The sequence below is a fragment of the Flavobacterium sp. HSC-32F16 genome (assembly GCF_024171645.1).
GTDB lineage: Bacteria > Bacteroidota > Bacteroidia > Flavobacteriales > Flavobacteriaceae > Flavobacterium.
The window spans coordinates 1,286,557-1,304,485 of sequence record NZ_JALKAC010000001.1; the positions used below are offsets into that span (position 1 = coordinate 1,286,557).

Consider the following 17,929-nt stretch of genomic DNA (forward strand, 5'->3'; position numbering starts at 1 on the left):
AAGCAAAAAACCTTTGAATCTTTGCACCTATCTTCTTTTGTACTTTTTTCACAAAATAAACTTTAGTGTTTGTTTCACGTTTATATTTTAAATAGTATTTTTAGAACTCTAATCTAACCCAATGAAAAATACCATTTCGCAAAGAGTTGCCGACTTTTTAAAAAATTATCCGCCTTTTAGTTTCCTGCATCCAATGGATCTCGAAAAGCTATCGGAACAAATTTCGATTGTCTATAAAGATAAAGACGCCGTAATTTTTGCCGAAAATGAAAAAACTCATGATTCTTTTTATGTGGTTCATAAAGGTGCCGTTGCCCTTAAAAAAAGTATCAAAAATGCGGTTTTAGATATGTGCGACGAAGGCGATATTTTTGGACTGCGTCCGCTTTTGGCGCAGGAAAACTATATTATGGAAGCTTTAGCGCACGAAGAAAGTATTTTATATGCGATTCCTATTTCGGTTTTTAAACCTTATGCGCTTGAAAATCGAAATATTGGTAATTTCCTGATCGAAAGTTATGCTTCGAACACTAGAAATCCATATTCAGATATTCATAAAGATAAATTATACGGCGATGATGATTTGTTGAATGAAAACCGTCATTCAAACAACGATTCTTTTGACTTAGCCCCAATAAAATATTCAAAAAAAATCGTAACCTGCAGTCCGTCGACAACCGTTAAGGAAATTGCCAGAATTATGAACAAAAAGAAAGTCGGCGCGATTTTAATTGTCGATGAAATGCTGCCAATTGGTATTTTGACAGATAAAGATCTTCGAAATAAAATTGTAACCGGAGACTTTCCGATAACCACAACTGCAGAAACGATAATGACGCAGCCTGTTATTACGTATTCTAAAAAAATGACGGTTACAGAGGCTCAAATGGCAATGATGAAAAGTAATATCAGCCATTTATGTCTTACTAAAGACGGCACTGTTAATACTAAAGCTGTGGGGATTTTGTCGAAACATGATGTAATGGTGGCTTTAGGAAATAATCCTGCTGTTTTAATTAAAGCTTTAAAAAGAGCTAAAAAAACCAAGGAAATTAAACCTATCCGTAACCGAATTATGCAATTGCTTCAAGGATATTTGGATCAAAACATTCCGATGACTTTGATTTCGAAAATTATAACAGAACTCAACGAAGCCTGTACGACTCGTGTTATTGAGATTTGTACAGAAAAAATGAGCAGTCCGCCGCCGGTAAAATTTGCCTGGCTGGCGCTTGGAAGTCAGGGCCGCGGTGAACAAATGCTGCATACTGATCAGGATAATGCAATTGTATACGAAAATGTAAATGAGGTTTTTAGAGATGAAACGAGAATTTATTTCCAGAAATTCGCCGGACTTGTTAATAAAGGTCTTTTTGATATTGGTTATGATTATTGCCCGGCCGAAATGATGGCATCAAATCCTAAATGGTGTATGAGTCTTGACGAATGGAAAAGTCAGGTACATCACTGGATTACAAATCCGGGAAAAAATGAGGTTTTATTGTCATTCATTTTTTTTGATTACAGCATGACGTATGGCGATGCCGAAACTGTAAATCAGTTATCAGACTATATTTTTGAAACCATTAAAGCAAATCCAATTTTTTATATGCATTTAGTAAGTGGTGCGTTGCAAAGTCCTTCGCCTACTGGTTTTTTTAGACAATTTTTAGTTGAACAAGACGGTGCCAATAAAGATAATTTTGATATTAAAAGGCGAGCATTAATGCCTTTAACAGATGCAGCAAGGGTTTTAATTTTATCTCATTCGGTTAAATCGATTAGCAATACTGCGGAACGTTTCGAGAAACTTGCTGAGCTTGAACCTAATAACAGGGAATTATATTTATCGTGTTCGTATTCGTTTAAAGCTTTATTAAAATTCAGAACCAAACAGGGACTTTTGCATCATGATTCGGGACAGTTTATTGCTTTAGAATCTTTATCAAAAATGGAAAAAATTAAGCTGAAACGTACTTTTAAAACCATTAAAGAACTACAGGAATTGATTTCGGTACGTTTTAATATTTCAAATTTGGTATAAAATGGGATTATTCAGTTTTTGGAAAAAAGAAGAAAATCTCTTCGATGAAAATATCACTATCGAAGAAACCAGATTTGTTGTCCTGGATACAGAAACGACTGGTTTTGATTATGAAAATGACCGAATTTTATGCATTGGGGCTTTGGCTCTGCAAAATGGAATAATTTCGGTTCAGGATAGTTTTGAAATCTATTTACAGCAAGATCATTACGATAAATCAACAGCCCAGATTCACGGAATTTTAAGGGATTTTATACTTAAACGCCCTACTGAGTTAGAGGCTTTAGAGCAATTTTCAGCTTTTTTGGGAGATTCTATTATCATTGCACATCATACCATTTTTGATGTTACAATGATTAATAAGGCTCTTGAAAGAAACGGACTGCCTCAGCTCACCAATAAAACTTTAGACACGGCTTATTTGTATAAAAAGACCCTTATAAAATCACATTTATTCGAGCGAAAAGATCATTATACTTTAGATGATCTGGCGGATAAATTCGACATTTCTAAAAAAGACCGTCATACTGCTTTAGGCGACGCTTACATAACGGCCATTGCCTTCCTTAAAATTGTCAAGAAATTACGGGAGAAAAAGGCAATTTCGTTAAACCAGCTTTTTAAAAATTAACCTATTTTTATGAAGCTTAAATTTACATTTGAGCACATATTTTACCATTTAATAATACAAAACTTATTATTTATTAGCAATAAGAAAAAATTGGCATAACATATATTTTGTTTTTGAAAGATAGCTTTGCGTTAATCAAAAAAAATAAAAAACAGTTATGAAACTAAATTTTCTAAAATCAATTGCACTGCTTGGTATTACAGGTTTCTCTGTAATCAGCTGTCAGAATGATGACAAAGATTCTTCAAACGATGTGAATACCAGCATCGATTTTACCTCACATTCAAAAGTTCCTGCTTTTGTTTATCCAATGACAGGTTTTGAAAACTTAAAAATCAGCACTTTAATTGCAAGTTCTGATGTTTTACCAGAATCACCTTCATTTATTTATGGCGCTCAGCCAGATGGTGCAGGATTAATGAAAAATCCAAATGGTGAGGGCTACATCATGATTACAAACCACGAAATCCTTCAATCAGTTTCTAGAGTTTATTTAGATAAAACTTTTAAACCTGTAAAAGGAGATTATTTAGTTGACGGAATTGGCGGTTTAACACGTTTGTGTTCGGCAACTTTGGCTACTCCGGAAATTCACGGATTTGGCCCTATCTTTTTAACTGCGGGAGAAAGCGGTCAGGAAAGTATGGTTCACGGAATTAATCCCTTAGGATTATCTACCGATAAGAGTAGAACCGACAGGGTTTTACCAGCTTTAGGAAAAGCAAGTATGGAGAATGCTGTTCCGTTGCCAAAAGAAGCTTATCCAGGAAAAACAGTTATTTTAATTGGAGAAGATCAATCGTATGCGACTTCGCATGTAAGTGCAGGGCAATTAATTTTGTATGTAAGTACTGTTGGTGATTTATCTAACGGGAAATTATATGCTTTGAAAAGAACAGATGGAAATCAGGTTGAAACAGATATAAAATTAGGCAGTTCATATCCGGTTTCTTTTGTTGAAATCCCGAATGCTAAAAACTTAACCGGAGCAGTAATTAATACAACTGTAAATGATTTAAAAGCGATTCGTTTTTCAAGAGTTGAAGATGTAGATTACAGAAAAGGCAGCGCAAGCAACAACCGAGAAGTTTACTTTACAGCAACTGGTCAGGCTACTAATAATGCTCCTGTTCAAGGATATACAATGTGGGGAAGAGTTTATAAATTGAAAATGGACGCTGCAGATCCTCTTAAAGGAACTTTAGAATTAGCTGTTGAAGGCGACAGTACTCCCGGAACCGGAATCATCAATCCTGATAATTTATGTGTAACTGAAAACTATGTTTACATTCAGGAAGATGGTGACAGCTATTATGCCGATGCAAAACACGATTCATACATCTGGCAGTACGGCATTACTACAAAACAAAACAAGCCTTGGTTAAACATGAACCACAAAAGAACTGATGCGGCTTGGAATACTTTATACAACCAATCTGGTGAAATGAGATTTGGAAGCTGGGAATTTGGTGCTATGGAAGATATTTCAGACATCATTGGAGTTCCAGATACTTTCACGGTAAATATTCACCCTCATACCTGGCAGAGTGATGCATTTAAAAATGCTGACGGTTCAGGAACCCAAACTAATAAAGAGGGAGGACAAACTGTAATTATTAGAAACGTACAACGATAATAATCACATTCAAAATCTATTTACAACCCTTATTTATCAATAAGGGTTGTTTCTATTACAGTACTATTATGAAATTAAAACACTTTACTTTCCTGATTTTAGTGCTTTGTTTTTTCTTTTCATGCCAGAAAAATGAAGACTCTAAGGCAACCGTAAAACAAGATTTATTAATTGATTTAACCAAACTAAATAATGAAATTGTTCAGTTTCAGAAATTAGTAACCCAAAATGCATCTCAAAAAGAAATCGTAGAGCAGTTTAAAAAATCCCGTCTCATTTATAAAAAATCTGAATGGGCGATTGAATATTTTATTCCTGAAACAGCCAGATTTATGAACGGTCCAGCTTTAGACGAAATGGAATTAGAAGAAAACAGGTCTTTTGAACCTCATGGATTTCAGGTAATGGAAGAAATGATTTATCCTGAATATTCTGCAGAAAGCAAAGAGGATTTAACCCGAGAATTAAACATCTTCAAATCCAATATTAAACAGCTAAAAAGTACTTTTGAAGTTATTACAATCAGCGATGATTATGTTTTGGATGCCATTCAGCAAAATGTATTTCGTGTTATTGCTTTAGGAATTACAGGTTTTGACAGCCCAATTTTACAGTCATCAATTCCTGAAGCCGGAGAAAGTTTAATTTCGATTCCTAAATCTTTGGAAAAAATTAATACTAATAGTAAATCATTAAAAGAATTAAAAAATCTGACTTCAAAAGCACAGAAGTATTGTAAAGAAAACAACAACTTTAATGCTTTTAGCCGAGCTGTTTTTATATCCGAATATCTAAATCCGATTTCAAAACAGCTTAAAGCTTTTCAAAAAGAAGAAAATATAAAAAATGTAAAGAAAACCAATCCTTTAAAGCCAACTATTGAAACTTTATTCGATAAAGAAGCTTTTGATGTAAATGCATTTGTACTTTCAGAGGAATATAATTTTACCAAAGAAAAAGCAGTTTTGGGCGAAAAATTATTTTATGACAAAAGCCTTTCTAAAAACAATGATCGAAGTTGTGCCACTTGTCATAATCCCGAAAAAGCTTTTACCGATGGTTTAAAAACAAACGTTTCTCTTACTGGTTCTAATTTAGCACGCAATACTCCTACACTGACTTATGCTTCGTTGCAAAATGCTCAGTTTTGGGATATGCGTCAATTAGATTTAGAAAAACAAAGTGTCGATGTCATTCAGAATAAAGATGAAATGCATGGTTCTATGGAAAACATTCATGCTAAAATTCTGCTGGATAACGATTATATAAAACTGTTTAAAAAAGCGTATCCAAAAACATCAAAACCTGAAGCCTGGCAGATTCAAAATGCTATTGCCAGTTACGTACGCTCTTTAAACTCTTTTGATTCAAGATTTGATGAATATATGAGAGGGAATAAAAACATTTTAGACAATCAGGAAATTGAAGGAATGAACCTCTTTATGGGAAAAGCAAAATGTGCTACCTGCCATTTTACACCTTTGTTTAACGGAACGGTTCCGCCAAGTTATTCTAAAACCGAACATGAAGTTATTGGAACTCCAAATGAAGCTTCAGGAAAATCTTTAAGTCCGGATAAAGGCCGCTTTTTATACAACAAAATGCCACAATTGGTAGGCGCATTCAAAACTCCAACAGTAAGAAATGTTGCAGTAACCGCACCATATATGCATAATGGAGTTTTTAAAACCCTTGAAGAAGTAGTTTCTTTTTACAATAAAGGAGGCGGAATTGGTTTAGGTTATGAAGTAGAAAATCAAACTTTACCTTTCGACAAATTGAATTTAACTGTAAAAGAAGAACAAGCTCTTGTTTCTTTTATGAAAACGCTTACGGATAAAAGATATCAATAAAACTTACATATCAAGTAAAAAAAAACGCTAAGAATTATTTTCTTAGCGTTTTTCATTTTTTAGTCTAAAACCAAACCTATCTGGCCGTCGTCGTCTAATTCTGTTTCCACAGGATCATCTTCTGATATTTCTGGCTTTTCAGGAACTTCTTCGACTGGTTCTTCATAAGGAAGTGGGTCTAATAAATTAACCTGTTTTAGTTTATCTGTAGTTAATTGATTTCCTAAAGCTTTGAAACCTTTTACAGCTATAAAATCTTCTACATCAATATGTAAATCTTCTTTTTGAACTCCTTTTACTTTCGCAAAAACCAATTGTGCAACCGGACGATAATCTGTCGAAACGATTTCTAGCTGCGAGTTTGGATGGTCTGTAATAAAGCTTTCCTCTTTTCCTTCATTTTCTACAAGGAAGCGTTTCAGGAAATAACGTTCTTTTTCTCCATCATAATAAATAGCCGAAATTGGTTTTTTCGGTTTCCACTTTTCCAATATAATCATATCTTCCTCAAAGTGAGTCGATAATTCCGGAATAATGACTTTTAATTTACCTGTCTGGCTTATTACTAAGATTTTGTCACTTGGTTTAAATTCGCCAAGTAATTCACCTCTGGCATCAACATTTAAACGTTTTACGGTATCATCGAACCAAACTTTTCTTGGCAGTAAAGTCGAAATTCCTTTTTCTTTTAATTCGATTTTTTTGATTGGATATTTGGTTACCAAATTTCCTTTTGATCCTCGGCCTTTAATGGCTAATTTGGCAAAATCAATATCGAATTTCAGTTTCTTAATGGTTCCAACCTGACGTAATAATATGGTAATAACTTCAGCTTCTCCATTCGGATTATGTGAAAAATAAACTACCTGAGAACCATTTGTACCATTTGTTAAATCGTAAGCTTTATCACGTGTTACTCCCGTAACATTAAAACGTTTGATATACGAAGGTCCCGATTTTCCATCTCGATACATCATATTGTAAATAGTACGTTTATCACTCTTATCAAAAACAGCAACGTGTATAATATCTTTTCCGATGAATGTTTTGGCGTCGACTTTTGTAATCATCAATGTTCCGTCTCGTAAAAACACGATAACATCATCAATATCAGAGCAATCACCTACATATTCATCTTTTTTCAAGCTGGTTCCAACAAAACCTTCTTCGCGGTTTACATATAGTTTTGTATTTCTTAAAACTACTTTTGTTGCCTCGACATTATCGAAAACACGAAGTTCTGTCTGACGTTCACGGCCTTTTCCATATTTCTCTTTTAATTTGGTAAAGTAAGCAATTGCAAAATCGGTTAAATGCTCCAGATTATGCTCTACTTCTTTCATTTCGTCTTCTAACTTCGCGATAAAATCATCGGCTTTGTCAGAGTCGAAACGGGTAATACGAATCATTGGGATTTGGGTCAATCTTTGTAAATCATCATCATTAATTTCTCTGACAAATGATTTTTTGAAAGGCTCAAAACGATCGTATAAATATTTATAAAGTGCTTCTCTATCAGAATACAATTTAAAATCAATGTACATTTCTTCACGAATGAAGATTTTCTCCAAAGTAGAGAAATGCCATTTGTTCTTTAATTCTTCTAACTGAATTTCTAATTCCTGACGAAGTAAATCAACGGTTCTGTGTGTCGAAATTTTCAACATTTCAGAAACTCCGATAAACAATGGTTTATTATCTTCAATAACACAACCTAAAGGCGCAACAGATGTCTCGCAGGCTGTAAAAGCAAATAAAGCATCGATTGTTTTATCCGGAGAAACTCCCGGGAAAAGATGAATTAAAATCTCAACATCGGCAGCAGTATTGTCTTCAATTTTCTTGATTTTGATTTTACCTTTATCATTGGCTTTCAAAATACTGTCAATTAAACTCGATGTATTGGTCGAAAACGGAATCTGTGTAATGACCAATGTATTTTTGTCTAATTGCGAAATTTTAGCACGCACACGCACACGTCCACCGCGAAGTCCGTCATTGTAATTCGACACATCGGCAATACCCTGCGTCATGAAATCAGGATATAAAGTAAAAGCTTTTCCTTTTAAAATCTTGATCGAAGCATCGATTAATTCATTAAAGTTATGAGGAAGTACTTTTGTAGAAAGTCCAACCGCAATACCCTCTGCTCCCTGTGCCAAAAGCAATGGAAATTTTACAGGAAGATTGTTTGGTTCTGCACGACGACCATCATACGAAACACCCCAATCCGTAATTTTTGGAGAATACAAAACCTCTAAAGCAAATTTAGATAAACGTGCTTCAATATAACGCGAAGCTGCTGCTCCGTCGCCCGTTAAAATATTACCCCAGTTTCCCTGACAGTCAATCAATAAATCTTTTTGACCAATTTGCACCATTGCATCACCAATACTCGCATCTCCGTGTGGGTGATACTGCATGGTGTGACCTACAACATTCGCAACTTTATTATAACGACCATCATCCAACTCTTTTAAAGAGTGCATAATACGACGCTGAACCGGTTTAAATCCATCCTCAATAGCAGGAACTGCACGTTCTAGAATTACATACGAAGCATAATCCAAAAACCAGTCTTTATACATTCCCGTTACTTTAGTAATAACGTCTTCTCCTTCTTCTTCCTGATTTTCGTAAAAATGCTGTCCTTCAAAGTGTTTAGCATCTACATTGATAATCTCATCGTCATCTCCATCCTGATTGTCGTCAATTAGGTTTTCATCTTGATTATTCTCGTCGTCGCTTGGAATTATGTTATCGTCTTCTTCGTCTTTCATTTTATATGCTGAATTATTTCAGTAAACTTTTTTTATTCATAATCATCGTCAAAATATTTTATACCAGCTTTTTTAAAAAGCTCTTCCATTTGACTAAAGCAAAAGCCATTGTAATTTTCAAGGTTTTTTGATTCTCTAAAACCTTTGCATGACAAACAAAGCTCTTTGTAACCAATTATTCTATTTTTTTTATCTCTAAAAAGTATCATATGCCGTGGCATATAACAATCTGCTAGTCCCTCTACTACTTTACAACTATCCTGAGACATTAATTCCAGTAATTCTGTTTTCAATACTGAATTTAATACTACTTTTTCTTTAACCTTTGTACTATCAAAATTCAATTTATAATCAACAACTAGATCTTTTGTATACTTATTATCTTTTTTAGTAATTTTTCTATCCCATCGCATTCGGTCTTCATAAGACAAAACCTCAACTTTAGATAAATTCTTTAAAGGAAAATCTCTTCTTTTGATTACTTCGCTTTGTGATTTAAAAACTTTTGCTTTTTCATTTACTATTGAAGATTCTGCATTTTCTTTTTTACAAGAAATAGCTATCAGGATAAAAATCAAAAACAATGCTTTCCTCATAATTCAAATTCGAATTTTAGTTTAAACCTCTTCAAGCTCATCAATCTCAACCTTCAAATTCTTGATAATAAACTCTTGTCTGTCTGGCGTATTTTTCCCCATATAAAAAGACAATAACTGCTCAATCGAAGTGTTTTTATCCATCATAACCGGATCAAGTCGAATGGTTTCTCCAATAAAGTTTTTGAACTCATCTGGCGAAATCTCTCCTAAACCTTTAAATCGGGTGATTTCTGGTTTTGGCTTTAGTTTCTCAATCGCATCTTTTCTTTCTTCTTCTGAATAACAGTAAATGGTTTCTTTTTTGTTTCGAACCCTGAAAAGAGGTGTCTGCAAAATGTACAAATGACCTTCTTTGATTAATTCAGGGAAAAACTGCAAAAAGAAAGTAATCAACAATAAACGAATGTGCATTCCGTCGACATCGGCATCTGTTGCGATTACGATGTTGTTATAACGTAGTTTTTCAAGCCCGTCTTCGATATCTAAAGCTGCTTGAAGTAAATTGAATTCTTCATTTTCATACACAATTTTTTTCGTCATTCCGTAGGAGTTCAAAGGCTTACCACGTAAACTAAAAACTGCTTGTGTATTTACGTCACGTGACTTTGTAATCGATCCGGAAGCCGAATCTCCCTCGGTAATAAAAAGTGTACTCTCTAAATTTCTTGGGTTTTTGGTATCAGGAAGATGCGCACGGCAGTCTCTTAATTTCTTATTATGAAGGTTCGCTTTTTTAGCACGATCTGTTGCCAGTTTTCTAATTCCTGATAATTCTTTTCTTTCACGTTCGGCCTGCAAAATTTTACGCAATAAAGCTTCGGCTGTTGTTGGATTTTTATGCAGATAATTATCTAACTTAGTTTTGATAAAGTCGTTTACAAAAGTACGAACAGAAACTGGAGGTGTTCCATCATCTGAACCCATATCTGTAGAACCTAATTTAGTTTTGGTCTGAGACTCAAAAACCGGTTCCATAACTTTAATGCTAATCGCACTCACAATCGATTTACGAACATCTGATGCCTCGAAATTCTTATTGTAAAACTCACGAATTGTTTTTACAACGGCTTCGCGATAGGCCGCTAAGTGCGTTCCTCCCTGCGTTGTATTCTGACCGTTCACAAAAGAGTGATATTCTTCACTGTACTGCGTTTTACTGTGTGTTAACGCAACTTCAATATCATGCTCTTTTAAGTGGATAATTGGGTATTCTAAATCTTCTTCACTGATTGTTTCTTCTAATAAATCGCGAAGTCCGTTTTCTGAATAATATTTTTCTCCATTGAAAATAATAGTCAAACCATTGTTTAGGTAACAATAGTTTTTAACCATTTTAATCACATATTCTAAACGGAATTTATAGTTCTTAAAAATCGTTTCATCTGGTGTAAAAGTTACTTTTGTTCCTTTACGTTTTGTGGTTTCAATTACATCTTCTTCTGAAACTAAATTTCCTGCAGAAAACTCCGCCGCTTTTTGTTTATCATCACGAACAGATTCTACTCGGAAATAGTTGGAAAGTGCATTTACTGCTTTTGTTCCGACACCATTTAATCCAACTGATTTCTGGAAAGCTTTAGAATCGTACTTTCCACCCGTATTCATTTTAGAAACTACATCCACTACTTTTCCTAACGGAATTCCACGTCCGTAATCACGAACAGAAACTGTTTTGTCTTTTATTCCTACTTCAATAGTTTTTCCAGAGCCCATTACGAACTCATCGATACAGTTATCTAAAACCTCTTTTAATAGAATATAAATACCATCATCCGGCGAAGATCCGTCTCCCAATTTTCCGATATACATCCCGGGACGCATACGGATATGTTCTTTCCAATCGAGTGATCGAATATTATCTTCGGTATATTGATTTTGCTCTAGCATAAGGTGAATTGGATTTTTGGCTAATGTACCATTTATCGGCAAAAAATGAAAGCGTATTTTTTTTTTTGTTACGAATAATAACAAGTTTTCAATCTATTTAAATTGATTTTAAAATAAATGCTCTTTAAAAATATAAAAAAGCAGCAATGAAATAAAAAAATCTATTTGATTCCGAGAACTTCCTTCGCCAAAGCAATCATTTCGGGAGTTCCCGTATTTTTGTTTTTTTCGTCAGAAAGTTTAACCACACCCTGCCAATGTATGTTGTCTGGTTTTGTATCCGTTAATTTGATTACCATATTCATCGCCGGGAGACCAACATCATTGGTGAAATTTGTCCCAATTCCAAAAGACATTTTTATCTTGTCTTTACAAAAATCGACTATCTTTTCTACTTTTTCGTAATTAAGCGAATCTGAAAAAACAATGGCTTTCGATTTTGGATCGATTCCCATTTTAGTATAATGCGAAATCACTTTTTGGGCAAACTCTATTGGATCGCCGCTGTCATGTCGAACTCCGTCAAAAAGTTTAGAATATTTTTTATCAAATTGATTGAAGAATATTTCTGTAGTATAAGTATCTGTTAAGGCAATTCCGAGATCTCCGCCATAAACCTGAGTCCAATGTTCCAAACTTATCAAGTTCGCCATTTTAAAACCATATTGCGCCGCATGAAACATAAACCATTCATGAGCGTGAGTACCCAAAGGTCTTCGGTTATTGACCATGGCAAAATGTACATTGCTGGTTCCTATAAAACTCTGCCCGCCGTTTTCTCTCAAAGTTTCATTGACTAAAACATGAACATCATAAGAATGACGGCGTCTTGTACCAAATTCTAAAATTGAAACGCCTAATTTATTGTAATTATCGATTTTTTCTTTGGTCAGATTTTTTATGGCTTCATCATTTAAACGAATCAAATGATTGGATTTGTAAAAAATCTCCGAAATCAATGCCATTAATGGCACTTCCCATAGAATAGTTCTGTACCAAAATCCTTCAACTGTAACTTTTATTTCCGAACCTTCCTGACTAATCTGGACTTCTGACGGATCAAAACTATATCCCTGAAGAAAATCTAAATAAGTGGGATCAAGATAAGGGCAATAATGCGATAGGTAATTCTTTTCTTCTTTTGTTAACCGAAGATCTGCCAGAGCATCAACAGAACGTCGAAGCAAATCTGCAAAACCATCCGGAAAAATATGTTTACCGCGATTTATAAACCCATAACGAACTTTTGCCTTTGGAAAAAGCTTTATTACAGCATGCTGCATTGTAAATTTATAGAAATCATTGTCTAAAATTGATTTCAAGAAAGTAGTTTCCATAAAAGTTAAATTCGGATCTATAATCGCTAAGATACGGCAATTTAATCTATTTTGAAATTATTTTAACCGAGACAACACTATTCGTATCCACAAAAATCGTAATATATTCTCCTACATTACTGTCAATCAGAATTTGAAATTCTAAACCGCCTCTTTTCTCTTTTGCGTTCTGAACTTTAACGGGCTGATTCTTTTTATTTAAATAGAAAACCTGATCTGATTTTGAAACGTTTTTTATTTCAAACGTGATTTTATCTCCATTTTTGGCTTCAATTAATCCAGAATTAGGCGATTTAATTTTATAATCATTTTCAATTGTAGAATTGAAAATTAAAGGGCCATTTAAAAAATCTTCTTTGCTTATTCTGCTTCCTAAATAAGAACCTGAATCTGGATAATGTTTAGCGAAAAAATAATCTGGATCCGTGTCAAAATAAACAGGGTTAAAATCATTTACCATTCTGCCTTTACTGCTGTCGTAATAACCTTGTCCCCAGGTTACATCTATCAAACGCCATTTTTTATCAACCAAAACCATATTCCAGGCATGATTAGACGATGTGTTTTTACGGCCGATATCTCGTAATGAAGTTTTAGAATCACCACGTACAATTTCAGATTTTAATCCAGTTAATGAAGCTAAATGCTGATACAAAGCTGTAAATCCCTCGCAGACAGCTTTTTTAGAAGTAAATGCTTTTTGAACCAATTTATCGTTCAATTGCTGGATTTTCCTTTGCTTTTCAGCTTCGGTAGAATACGTAAAACCTTGTGTTCTGGGTGGATTTAAATACGCATTATAATCATATTTTAGGTTTAAGGCAATCCAAGTGTATATGGCTCTTGCTTTATCCGAATCTGACTTGAAATCGTCCTGAATTCTCTCTGCTAATTTTTCTGTTGTAGAAAAGCTTTTAGGGTATTTTGCAACAATTTTATCCACTTCACTAAGCTTTTGAGCAAAAGTGACATTCAGGAAAAAAAATTGCAGGAAAAGAAATATAAAAGGAGTTTTTTGTATTCTCATTTTAAAAACTTGATTTTATAATGTCTTTTAATTGCTGGTCTAATTCTGGATTTGAGATTTTATTTTGTTCCAAGTCAAAATTAGTGTTGAAAGATGGAAGCGAAAAAGAACCTTTAATTTCAGCACCATAACGCGGGAAAAGATTTTGAGCAATTCCTAAAACTGAACTGCCGCCTCTTCCGCCTGGCGAAGTAGCTAATAATAACATTGGTTTGTGCTGAAAAACATCTTTTTCAATTCGGGAACTCCAGTCGAAAACATTTTTAAAAGCAACAGAATAATTGCCATTATTTTCTGCCATCGAAACAACCAGAAGATCAGCTTCTTTAAGCTTATTCAAAAAGGCTTGTGCCAGTTTGTGCTGTCCTATTTCTTTTTCAAGATCTACGCTAAATACGGGCATCGCAAAATCATTAAGATCTAAAACTTCTACTTCAGCATTTTCAAACAAATTAGACGCATAAGTTGCTAAATGTTTGTTGATTGACTGTTGGCTGTTACTTCCTCCAAAGGCTATTATTTTCATAGTGTGGTATTTATAAATTTGATGGGTTCAAAAATTAAGCCATAAAACTATTATTCAGTTCATCTTCAAACTAAATATTTTTTATGTATCAAAAATATTTACTCAGGTTCTATTTCATATATCTCCTTTTGAATCTCAACTGAATATTCATTTGGATAAATTTTACCTCCGTAAGATTTTGCATACACCTTAGTAAATTCTGCTCCAAAATAAAGAATAATTGCCGAATAATAAACCCAAACCAAAATAATTATTACAGATCCCGCTGCACCATAAACAGAAGCCACGGTTGAACTTCCTAAATAAAAACCTATGGCAAATTTACCAATCATAAAAAGAACCGCAGTTACACCTGACCCTATAAAGGCATCTTTCCATCTGATTTTTCCATCAGGCAGAGTCCTGAAGATAATGGTAAAAAGCAGAGTGATACTCGCCAGCACAATTACAATATTAACCACATAAAATAAATAAACAGTACTTTCCGGAAAGTAAATTTTTAAACGTGAGCTGACCAAATCTAATGTTGTATTTACCAGAAGACTCACCAGCATCAAAAACCCTACAGATGCAATCATTGAAAATGACATTAATCGATTTTGAATGAATTTTTTAATGCCTTTATCTGGTTTGGCACGTAATCCCCAAATAAAATTTATGGAACTTTGTATTTCTGCAAAGACTCCCGAAGCTCCAATTAACAGCATTACAATTCCAAAAACGGTTGCAAACATGTTATCTCCAGATAATTGTACATTTTTTATAGCTTCCTGAATTTGAATGGCGGCACTATTACCTACCATACCGTTTATCTGTCCGTATAATTGACCTGCTACAGCTTCTTCACCAAAAAAGAAACCGCAAACAGTTATGATAATAATTAACAACGGAGGCAATGCAAATATGGTATAATAGGATAATGCTGCGCTAAGCTTGATAGCGTTGTCATCATTAAATTCTAAAAAAGTATTCTTTAATAGAAACCATGTTTTTTTAAAAATATTTTTGATTTTCATCTGCTGTTTTTTTTGATATTCTCTCAAATTTACGCAATAATGGAAAATCTTTAATTCTTGCTTTTTAATGGAATTTTACATTTTTTCCATCTACCGATATTTAATTCCTAAATACTACTAATTGGCGAAATCCTTTCACTACCGATATTTAATTCCTGACAGAATAATCTCTTAAAGATTTAATCGATAACAAAATAACTGATGTAAAGCAATTGCACCGTAGGGATTATACAGCTAAGTTTATTTATAATGACAAAAAATCCCTTTATCATAAACAGTCCACAAACTTGCTTTTTGATTGGCCGCTTTTAAAGCATTATTTGCCCATGTATTACAGGTATAAAAAAGGCTGTAACTTCCTTTAGCTTCATAAAAAGCATCTTTTTTTCCGTAACTGTGCCCTTCAATCCATTGTGGATGAATTGGATCACTAAAACTATTCGAAATATAATTTACTAGATTTTGATAATTTTCTTCTGAAATTAAAATACGTTTGCAGTCGTCGCCTTCTTTTAATTGTTTGAAAAAGGTTGTATGCATGGCCGATGAACTAACTCCAAAAGCAGCTTTTAAAGCTGTACTCGCTTTTAGATCTGACCATTCGGGCGTATCCAAATAAAAGCCTTTATCCCCCCAGCCGAAACCGATATAATTCATTAATGAATCTTTTGATTGGGTTTGATTAAACTGAATCTGGTTCCTCCAGTCTTTGATTTCATTTTTTACGGGAACGACAATATCCGTATGAACGCCATTTGAAAGAATATAAATTGGAACTGTTCTTTGTTGTTTTATTAAATCGGCATTTGAATTAACGGTAATTTTAGAAATCAGATAAACTGATACGACATACAAAACAAGAAAACTAAAGATTCCGAAAATTGTCCAGCCCAGAAATTTGAAAGATTTTTTCAACATTTTAATTGATTGATTTTAGATTAGTAATTGGTTAATTTTTCTGTAACCAATTTTTGAGCCAAAAATTTCAAACTGTTAAATTGTTTGCGAAATGGCACGCGTATTTTACGGATTCGCTTTCGCGAAAGCGCGGATTTACACGGATTTTTTATTCGTGTTTTTTGTCATCCTGAGCGATCCCGAGGCTTCGGGAGAAGGGCACGCAAGTAAATCTACAATCTAAATCGCCAATCTTTGCGGGGCTTCGACTTCGCTCAGCCTGACAATCGAAAAACTCAACTTTCAGACATAAAAAAAACTGCTGAATCTCTTCAGCAGTTTTAGTCTTTATTCTTTGTTCTTTATTCTATCTTCTCTAAAAAAGGATTAAACGTTGAAACGGAAGTGCATTACATCTCCATCTTTTACAACATATTCTTTTCCTTCCACTTTAAATTTTCCAGCTTCTTTTGCTTTTGCTTCAGAACCGTATTGAACGTAATCTTCGTATGAAATAACTTCAGCACGAATGAAACCTTTTTCAAAATCAGTGTGGATAACTCCAGCTGCTTGCGGTGCTGTAGCTCCAATGTTGATTGTCCAGGCACGAACTTCTTTTACACCTGCTGTAAAATACGTTTGTTGTTTTAATAATTTATAAGCCGCACGAATTAAAACTGATGCTCCCGGCTCAGTTAATCCCATATCTTCTAGGAAAACCTGACGCTCTTCATAGCTTTCTAATTCTGTAATATCAGCCTCTGCTCCTACTGAAAGAATAATAACTTCAGCTTCTTCATCTTTCACTAATTCACGAACCTGATCTACATATTTGTTACCGTTTACTGCTGAATTCTCATCAACATTACAAACATATAAAACTGGTTTTGCTGTAATTAATTGAAAAGATTCCATTAGAACTTCTTCATCATTACCTTGAGGTATAATAGTACGAGCTGATTTGGCTTGCAATAATGACTCTCTAATTCTATCTAAAAGTGCTTTTTCAGTCTGCGCTTCTTTATTTCCGGTTTTAGCAGCACGATTTACTTTTTCTAAACGTTTTTCAACAGTTTCTAAGTCTTTTAATTGTAACTCGATATCAATCGTTTCTTTGTCACGAATTGGGTTAACGTTTCCGTCAACGTGAACAATATTGTCATTATCAAAACAACGTAAAACGTGAATAATAGCATTACACTCTCTAATATTTCCTAAAAACTGGTTTCCAAGACCTTCCCCTTTACTTGCTCCTTTTACCAAACCTGCGATATCTACGATATCTACGGTTGCCATTTGTACGCGTTCTGGTTTTACCAATTCTTCTAACTTGTTGATTCTTGGATCCGGAACGTTTACAACACCAATATTAGGTTCGATAGTACAAAACGGAAAGTTAGCACTTTGCGCTTTTGCATTAGATAAACAATTAAATAATGTTGATTTTCCAACATTTGGTAATCCTACAATTCCTGCTTTCATCTGTTGTTTCTGTTTATTTTATTCGACACTGATTATATCAGGTCTTGTCATTAACAATTGTATTGTAATGGTTTATGATTTACGTCTTTATTTTTTTGTTTCTGCCAAAATGATATTTTTTGGCTTTAAAATTTTGCAAATATAAGATTTAATAGCTCGTAACCGAAGTAAAAATGTGCATTAATACAATTTTAAGGCTATTCTTAAAAATTTT

Annotated in this window: 13 protein-coding genes; 4 read left to right on the forward strand and 9 right to left on the reverse strand. The window is 33.9% G+C overall.

Features of this window, described 5'->3' with window-relative positions:
- Nucleotides 1-121 precede the first annotated feature (121 nt).
- The 4 genes from L1276_RS05680 (at nt 122) to L1276_RS05695 (ending at nt 6,164) form a co-directional block, all read left to right on the forward strand.
- Nucleotides 122-2,044 carry a DUF294 nucleotidyltransferase-like domain-containing protein gene (locus L1276_RS05680; RefSeq protein WP_253786060.1) on the forward strand — a complete coding sequence of 641 codons (1,923 nt, stop codon included), beginning with the start codon at nt 122-124 and terminating at the stop codon, nt 2,042-2,044.
- 1 nt (nt 2,045) lies between these two features.
- Nucleotides 2,046-2,675 (forward strand): PolC-type DNA polymerase III, encoded by a 630-nt coding sequence (locus L1276_RS05685; protein WP_253786061.1) that lies wholly within the window; start codon nt 2,046-2,048, stop codon nt 2,673-2,675.
- Nucleotides 2,676-2,832: 157 nt separating this feature from the next.
- A complete protein-coding gene (locus L1276_RS05690; protein ID WP_253786062.1) occupies nt 2,833-4,311 on the forward strand; it encodes a hypothetical protein in 1,479 nt (492 codons plus the stop codon).
- Between the two features lie 68 nt (nt 4,312-4,379).
- Entirely contained in the window at nt 4,380-6,164 is a 1,785-nt protein-coding gene (locus tag L1276_RS05695; RefSeq protein WP_253786063.1) for a cytochrome-c peroxidase, read from the forward strand.
- Nucleotides 6,165-6,223: 59 nt separating this feature from the next.
- Here the strand turns inward: L1276_RS05695 and L1276_RS05700 are convergent, their stop codons facing one another.
- The 9 genes from L1276_RS05700 to ychF all read right to left on the reverse strand — a co-directional run bounded on the left by L1276_RS05700 (nt 6,224) and on the right by ychF (nt 17,715).
- Nucleotides 6,224-8,944: a DNA gyrase/topoisomerase IV subunit A gene (locus L1276_RS05700; protein ID WP_253786064.1), complete on the reverse strand. Its 2,721-nt coding sequence runs from the start codon at nt 8,942-8,944 to the stop codon at nt 6,224-6,226.
- Nucleotides 8,945-8,976: 32 nt separating this feature from the next.
- A complete protein-coding gene (locus L1276_RS05705) occupies nt 8,977-9,522 on the reverse strand; it encodes a hypothetical protein (RefSeq protein ID WP_253786065.1) in 546 nt (181 codons plus the stop codon).
- A 39-nt stretch (nt 9,523-9,561) separates the two neighbouring features.
- Nucleotides 9,562-11,430: a DNA topoisomerase IV subunit B gene (locus tag L1276_RS05710; protein ID WP_253786066.1), complete on the reverse strand. Its 1,869-nt coding sequence runs from the start codon at nt 11,428-11,430 to the stop codon at nt 9,562-9,564.
- A 161-nt stretch (nt 11,431-11,591) separates the two neighbouring features.
- Nucleotides 11,592-12,767: a nicotinate phosphoribosyltransferase gene (pncB, locus tag L1276_RS05715; protein WP_253786067.1), complete on the reverse strand. Its 1,176-nt coding sequence runs from the start codon at nt 12,765-12,767 to the stop codon at nt 11,592-11,594.
- Nucleotides 12,768-12,813: 46 nt separating this feature from the next.
- Nucleotides 12,814-13,794: a transglutaminase domain-containing protein gene (locus tag L1276_RS05720; protein ID WP_253786068.1), complete on the reverse strand. Its 981-nt coding sequence runs from the start codon at nt 13,792-13,794 to the stop codon at nt 12,814-12,816.
- A 1-nt stretch (nt 13,795) separates the two neighbouring features.
- Complete coding sequence (locus L1276_RS05725) at nt 13,796-14,320, reverse strand: NADPH-dependent FMN reductase (protein WP_253786069.1); 525 nt, start codon at nt 14,318-14,320, stop codon at nt 13,796-13,798.
- Between the two features lie 98 nt (nt 14,321-14,418).
- Nucleotides 14,419-15,336, reverse strand: coding sequence for a YihY/virulence factor BrkB family protein (locus tag L1276_RS05730; protein WP_253786070.1), 918 nt, complete (start codon nt 15,334-15,336; stop codon nt 14,419-14,421).
- 240 nt (nt 15,337-15,576) lie between these two features.
- On the reverse strand, nt 15,577-16,254 hold the full coding sequence (locus L1276_RS05735) for a TIGR02117 family protein (RefSeq protein WP_253786071.1): 678 nt from the start codon (nt 16,252-16,254) through the stop codon (nt 15,577-15,579).
- Nucleotides 16,255-16,620: 366 nt separating this feature from the next.
- On the reverse strand, nt 16,621-17,715 hold the full coding sequence (gene ychF / locus L1276_RS05740; RefSeq protein ID WP_253786072.1) for a redox-regulated ATPase YchF: 1,095 nt from the start codon (nt 17,713-17,715) through the stop codon (nt 16,621-16,623).
- Nucleotides 17,716-17,929 lie beyond the last annotated feature (214 nt).

Coding starts and splice junctions, on each gene's coding strand:
- L1276_RS05685 (WP_253786061.1), top strand. CDS start 2,046: ATGGGATTATTCAGTTTTTGGAAAAAAGAAGAAAATCTCTTCGATGAA.
- L1276_RS05730 (WP_253786070.1), bottom strand. CDS start 15,336: ATGAAAATCAAAAATATTTTTAAAAAAACATGGTTTCTATTAAAGAAT.
- L1276_RS05700 (WP_253786064.1), bottom strand. CDS start 8,944: ATGAAAGACGAAGAAGACGATAACATAATTCCAAGCGACGACGAGAAT.
- L1276_RS05710 (WP_253786066.1), bottom strand. CDS start 11,430: ATGCTAGAGCAAAATCAATATACCGAAGATAATATTCGATCACTCGAT.
- L1276_RS05690 (WP_253786062.1), top strand. CDS start 2,833: ATGAAACTAAATTTTCTAAAATCAATTGCACTGCTTGGTATTACAGGT.
- L1276_RS05725 (WP_253786069.1), bottom strand. CDS start 14,320: ATGAAAATAATAGCCTTTGGAGGAAGTAACAGCCAACAGTCAATCAAC.
- L1276_RS05720 (WP_253786068.1), bottom strand. CDS start 13,794: ATGAGAATACAAAAAACTCCTTTTATATTTCTTTTCCTGCAATTTTTT.
- ychF (WP_253786072.1), bottom strand. CDS start 17,715: ATGAAAGCAGGAATTGTAGGATTACCAAATGTTGGAAAATCAACATTA.
- pncB (WP_253786067.1), bottom strand. CDS start 12,767: ATGGAAACTACTTTCTTGAAATCAATTTTAGACAATGATTTCTATAAA.
- L1276_RS05695 (WP_253786063.1), top strand. CDS start 4,380: ATGAAATTAAAACACTTTACTTTCCTGATTTTAGTGCTTTGTTTTTTC.
- L1276_RS05735 (WP_253786071.1), bottom strand. CDS start 16,254: ATGTTGAAAAAATCTTTCAAATTTCTGGGCTGGACAATTTTCGGAATC.
- L1276_RS05680 (WP_253786060.1), top strand. CDS start 122: ATGAAAAATACCATTTCGCAAAGAGTTGCCGACTTTTTAAAAAATTAT.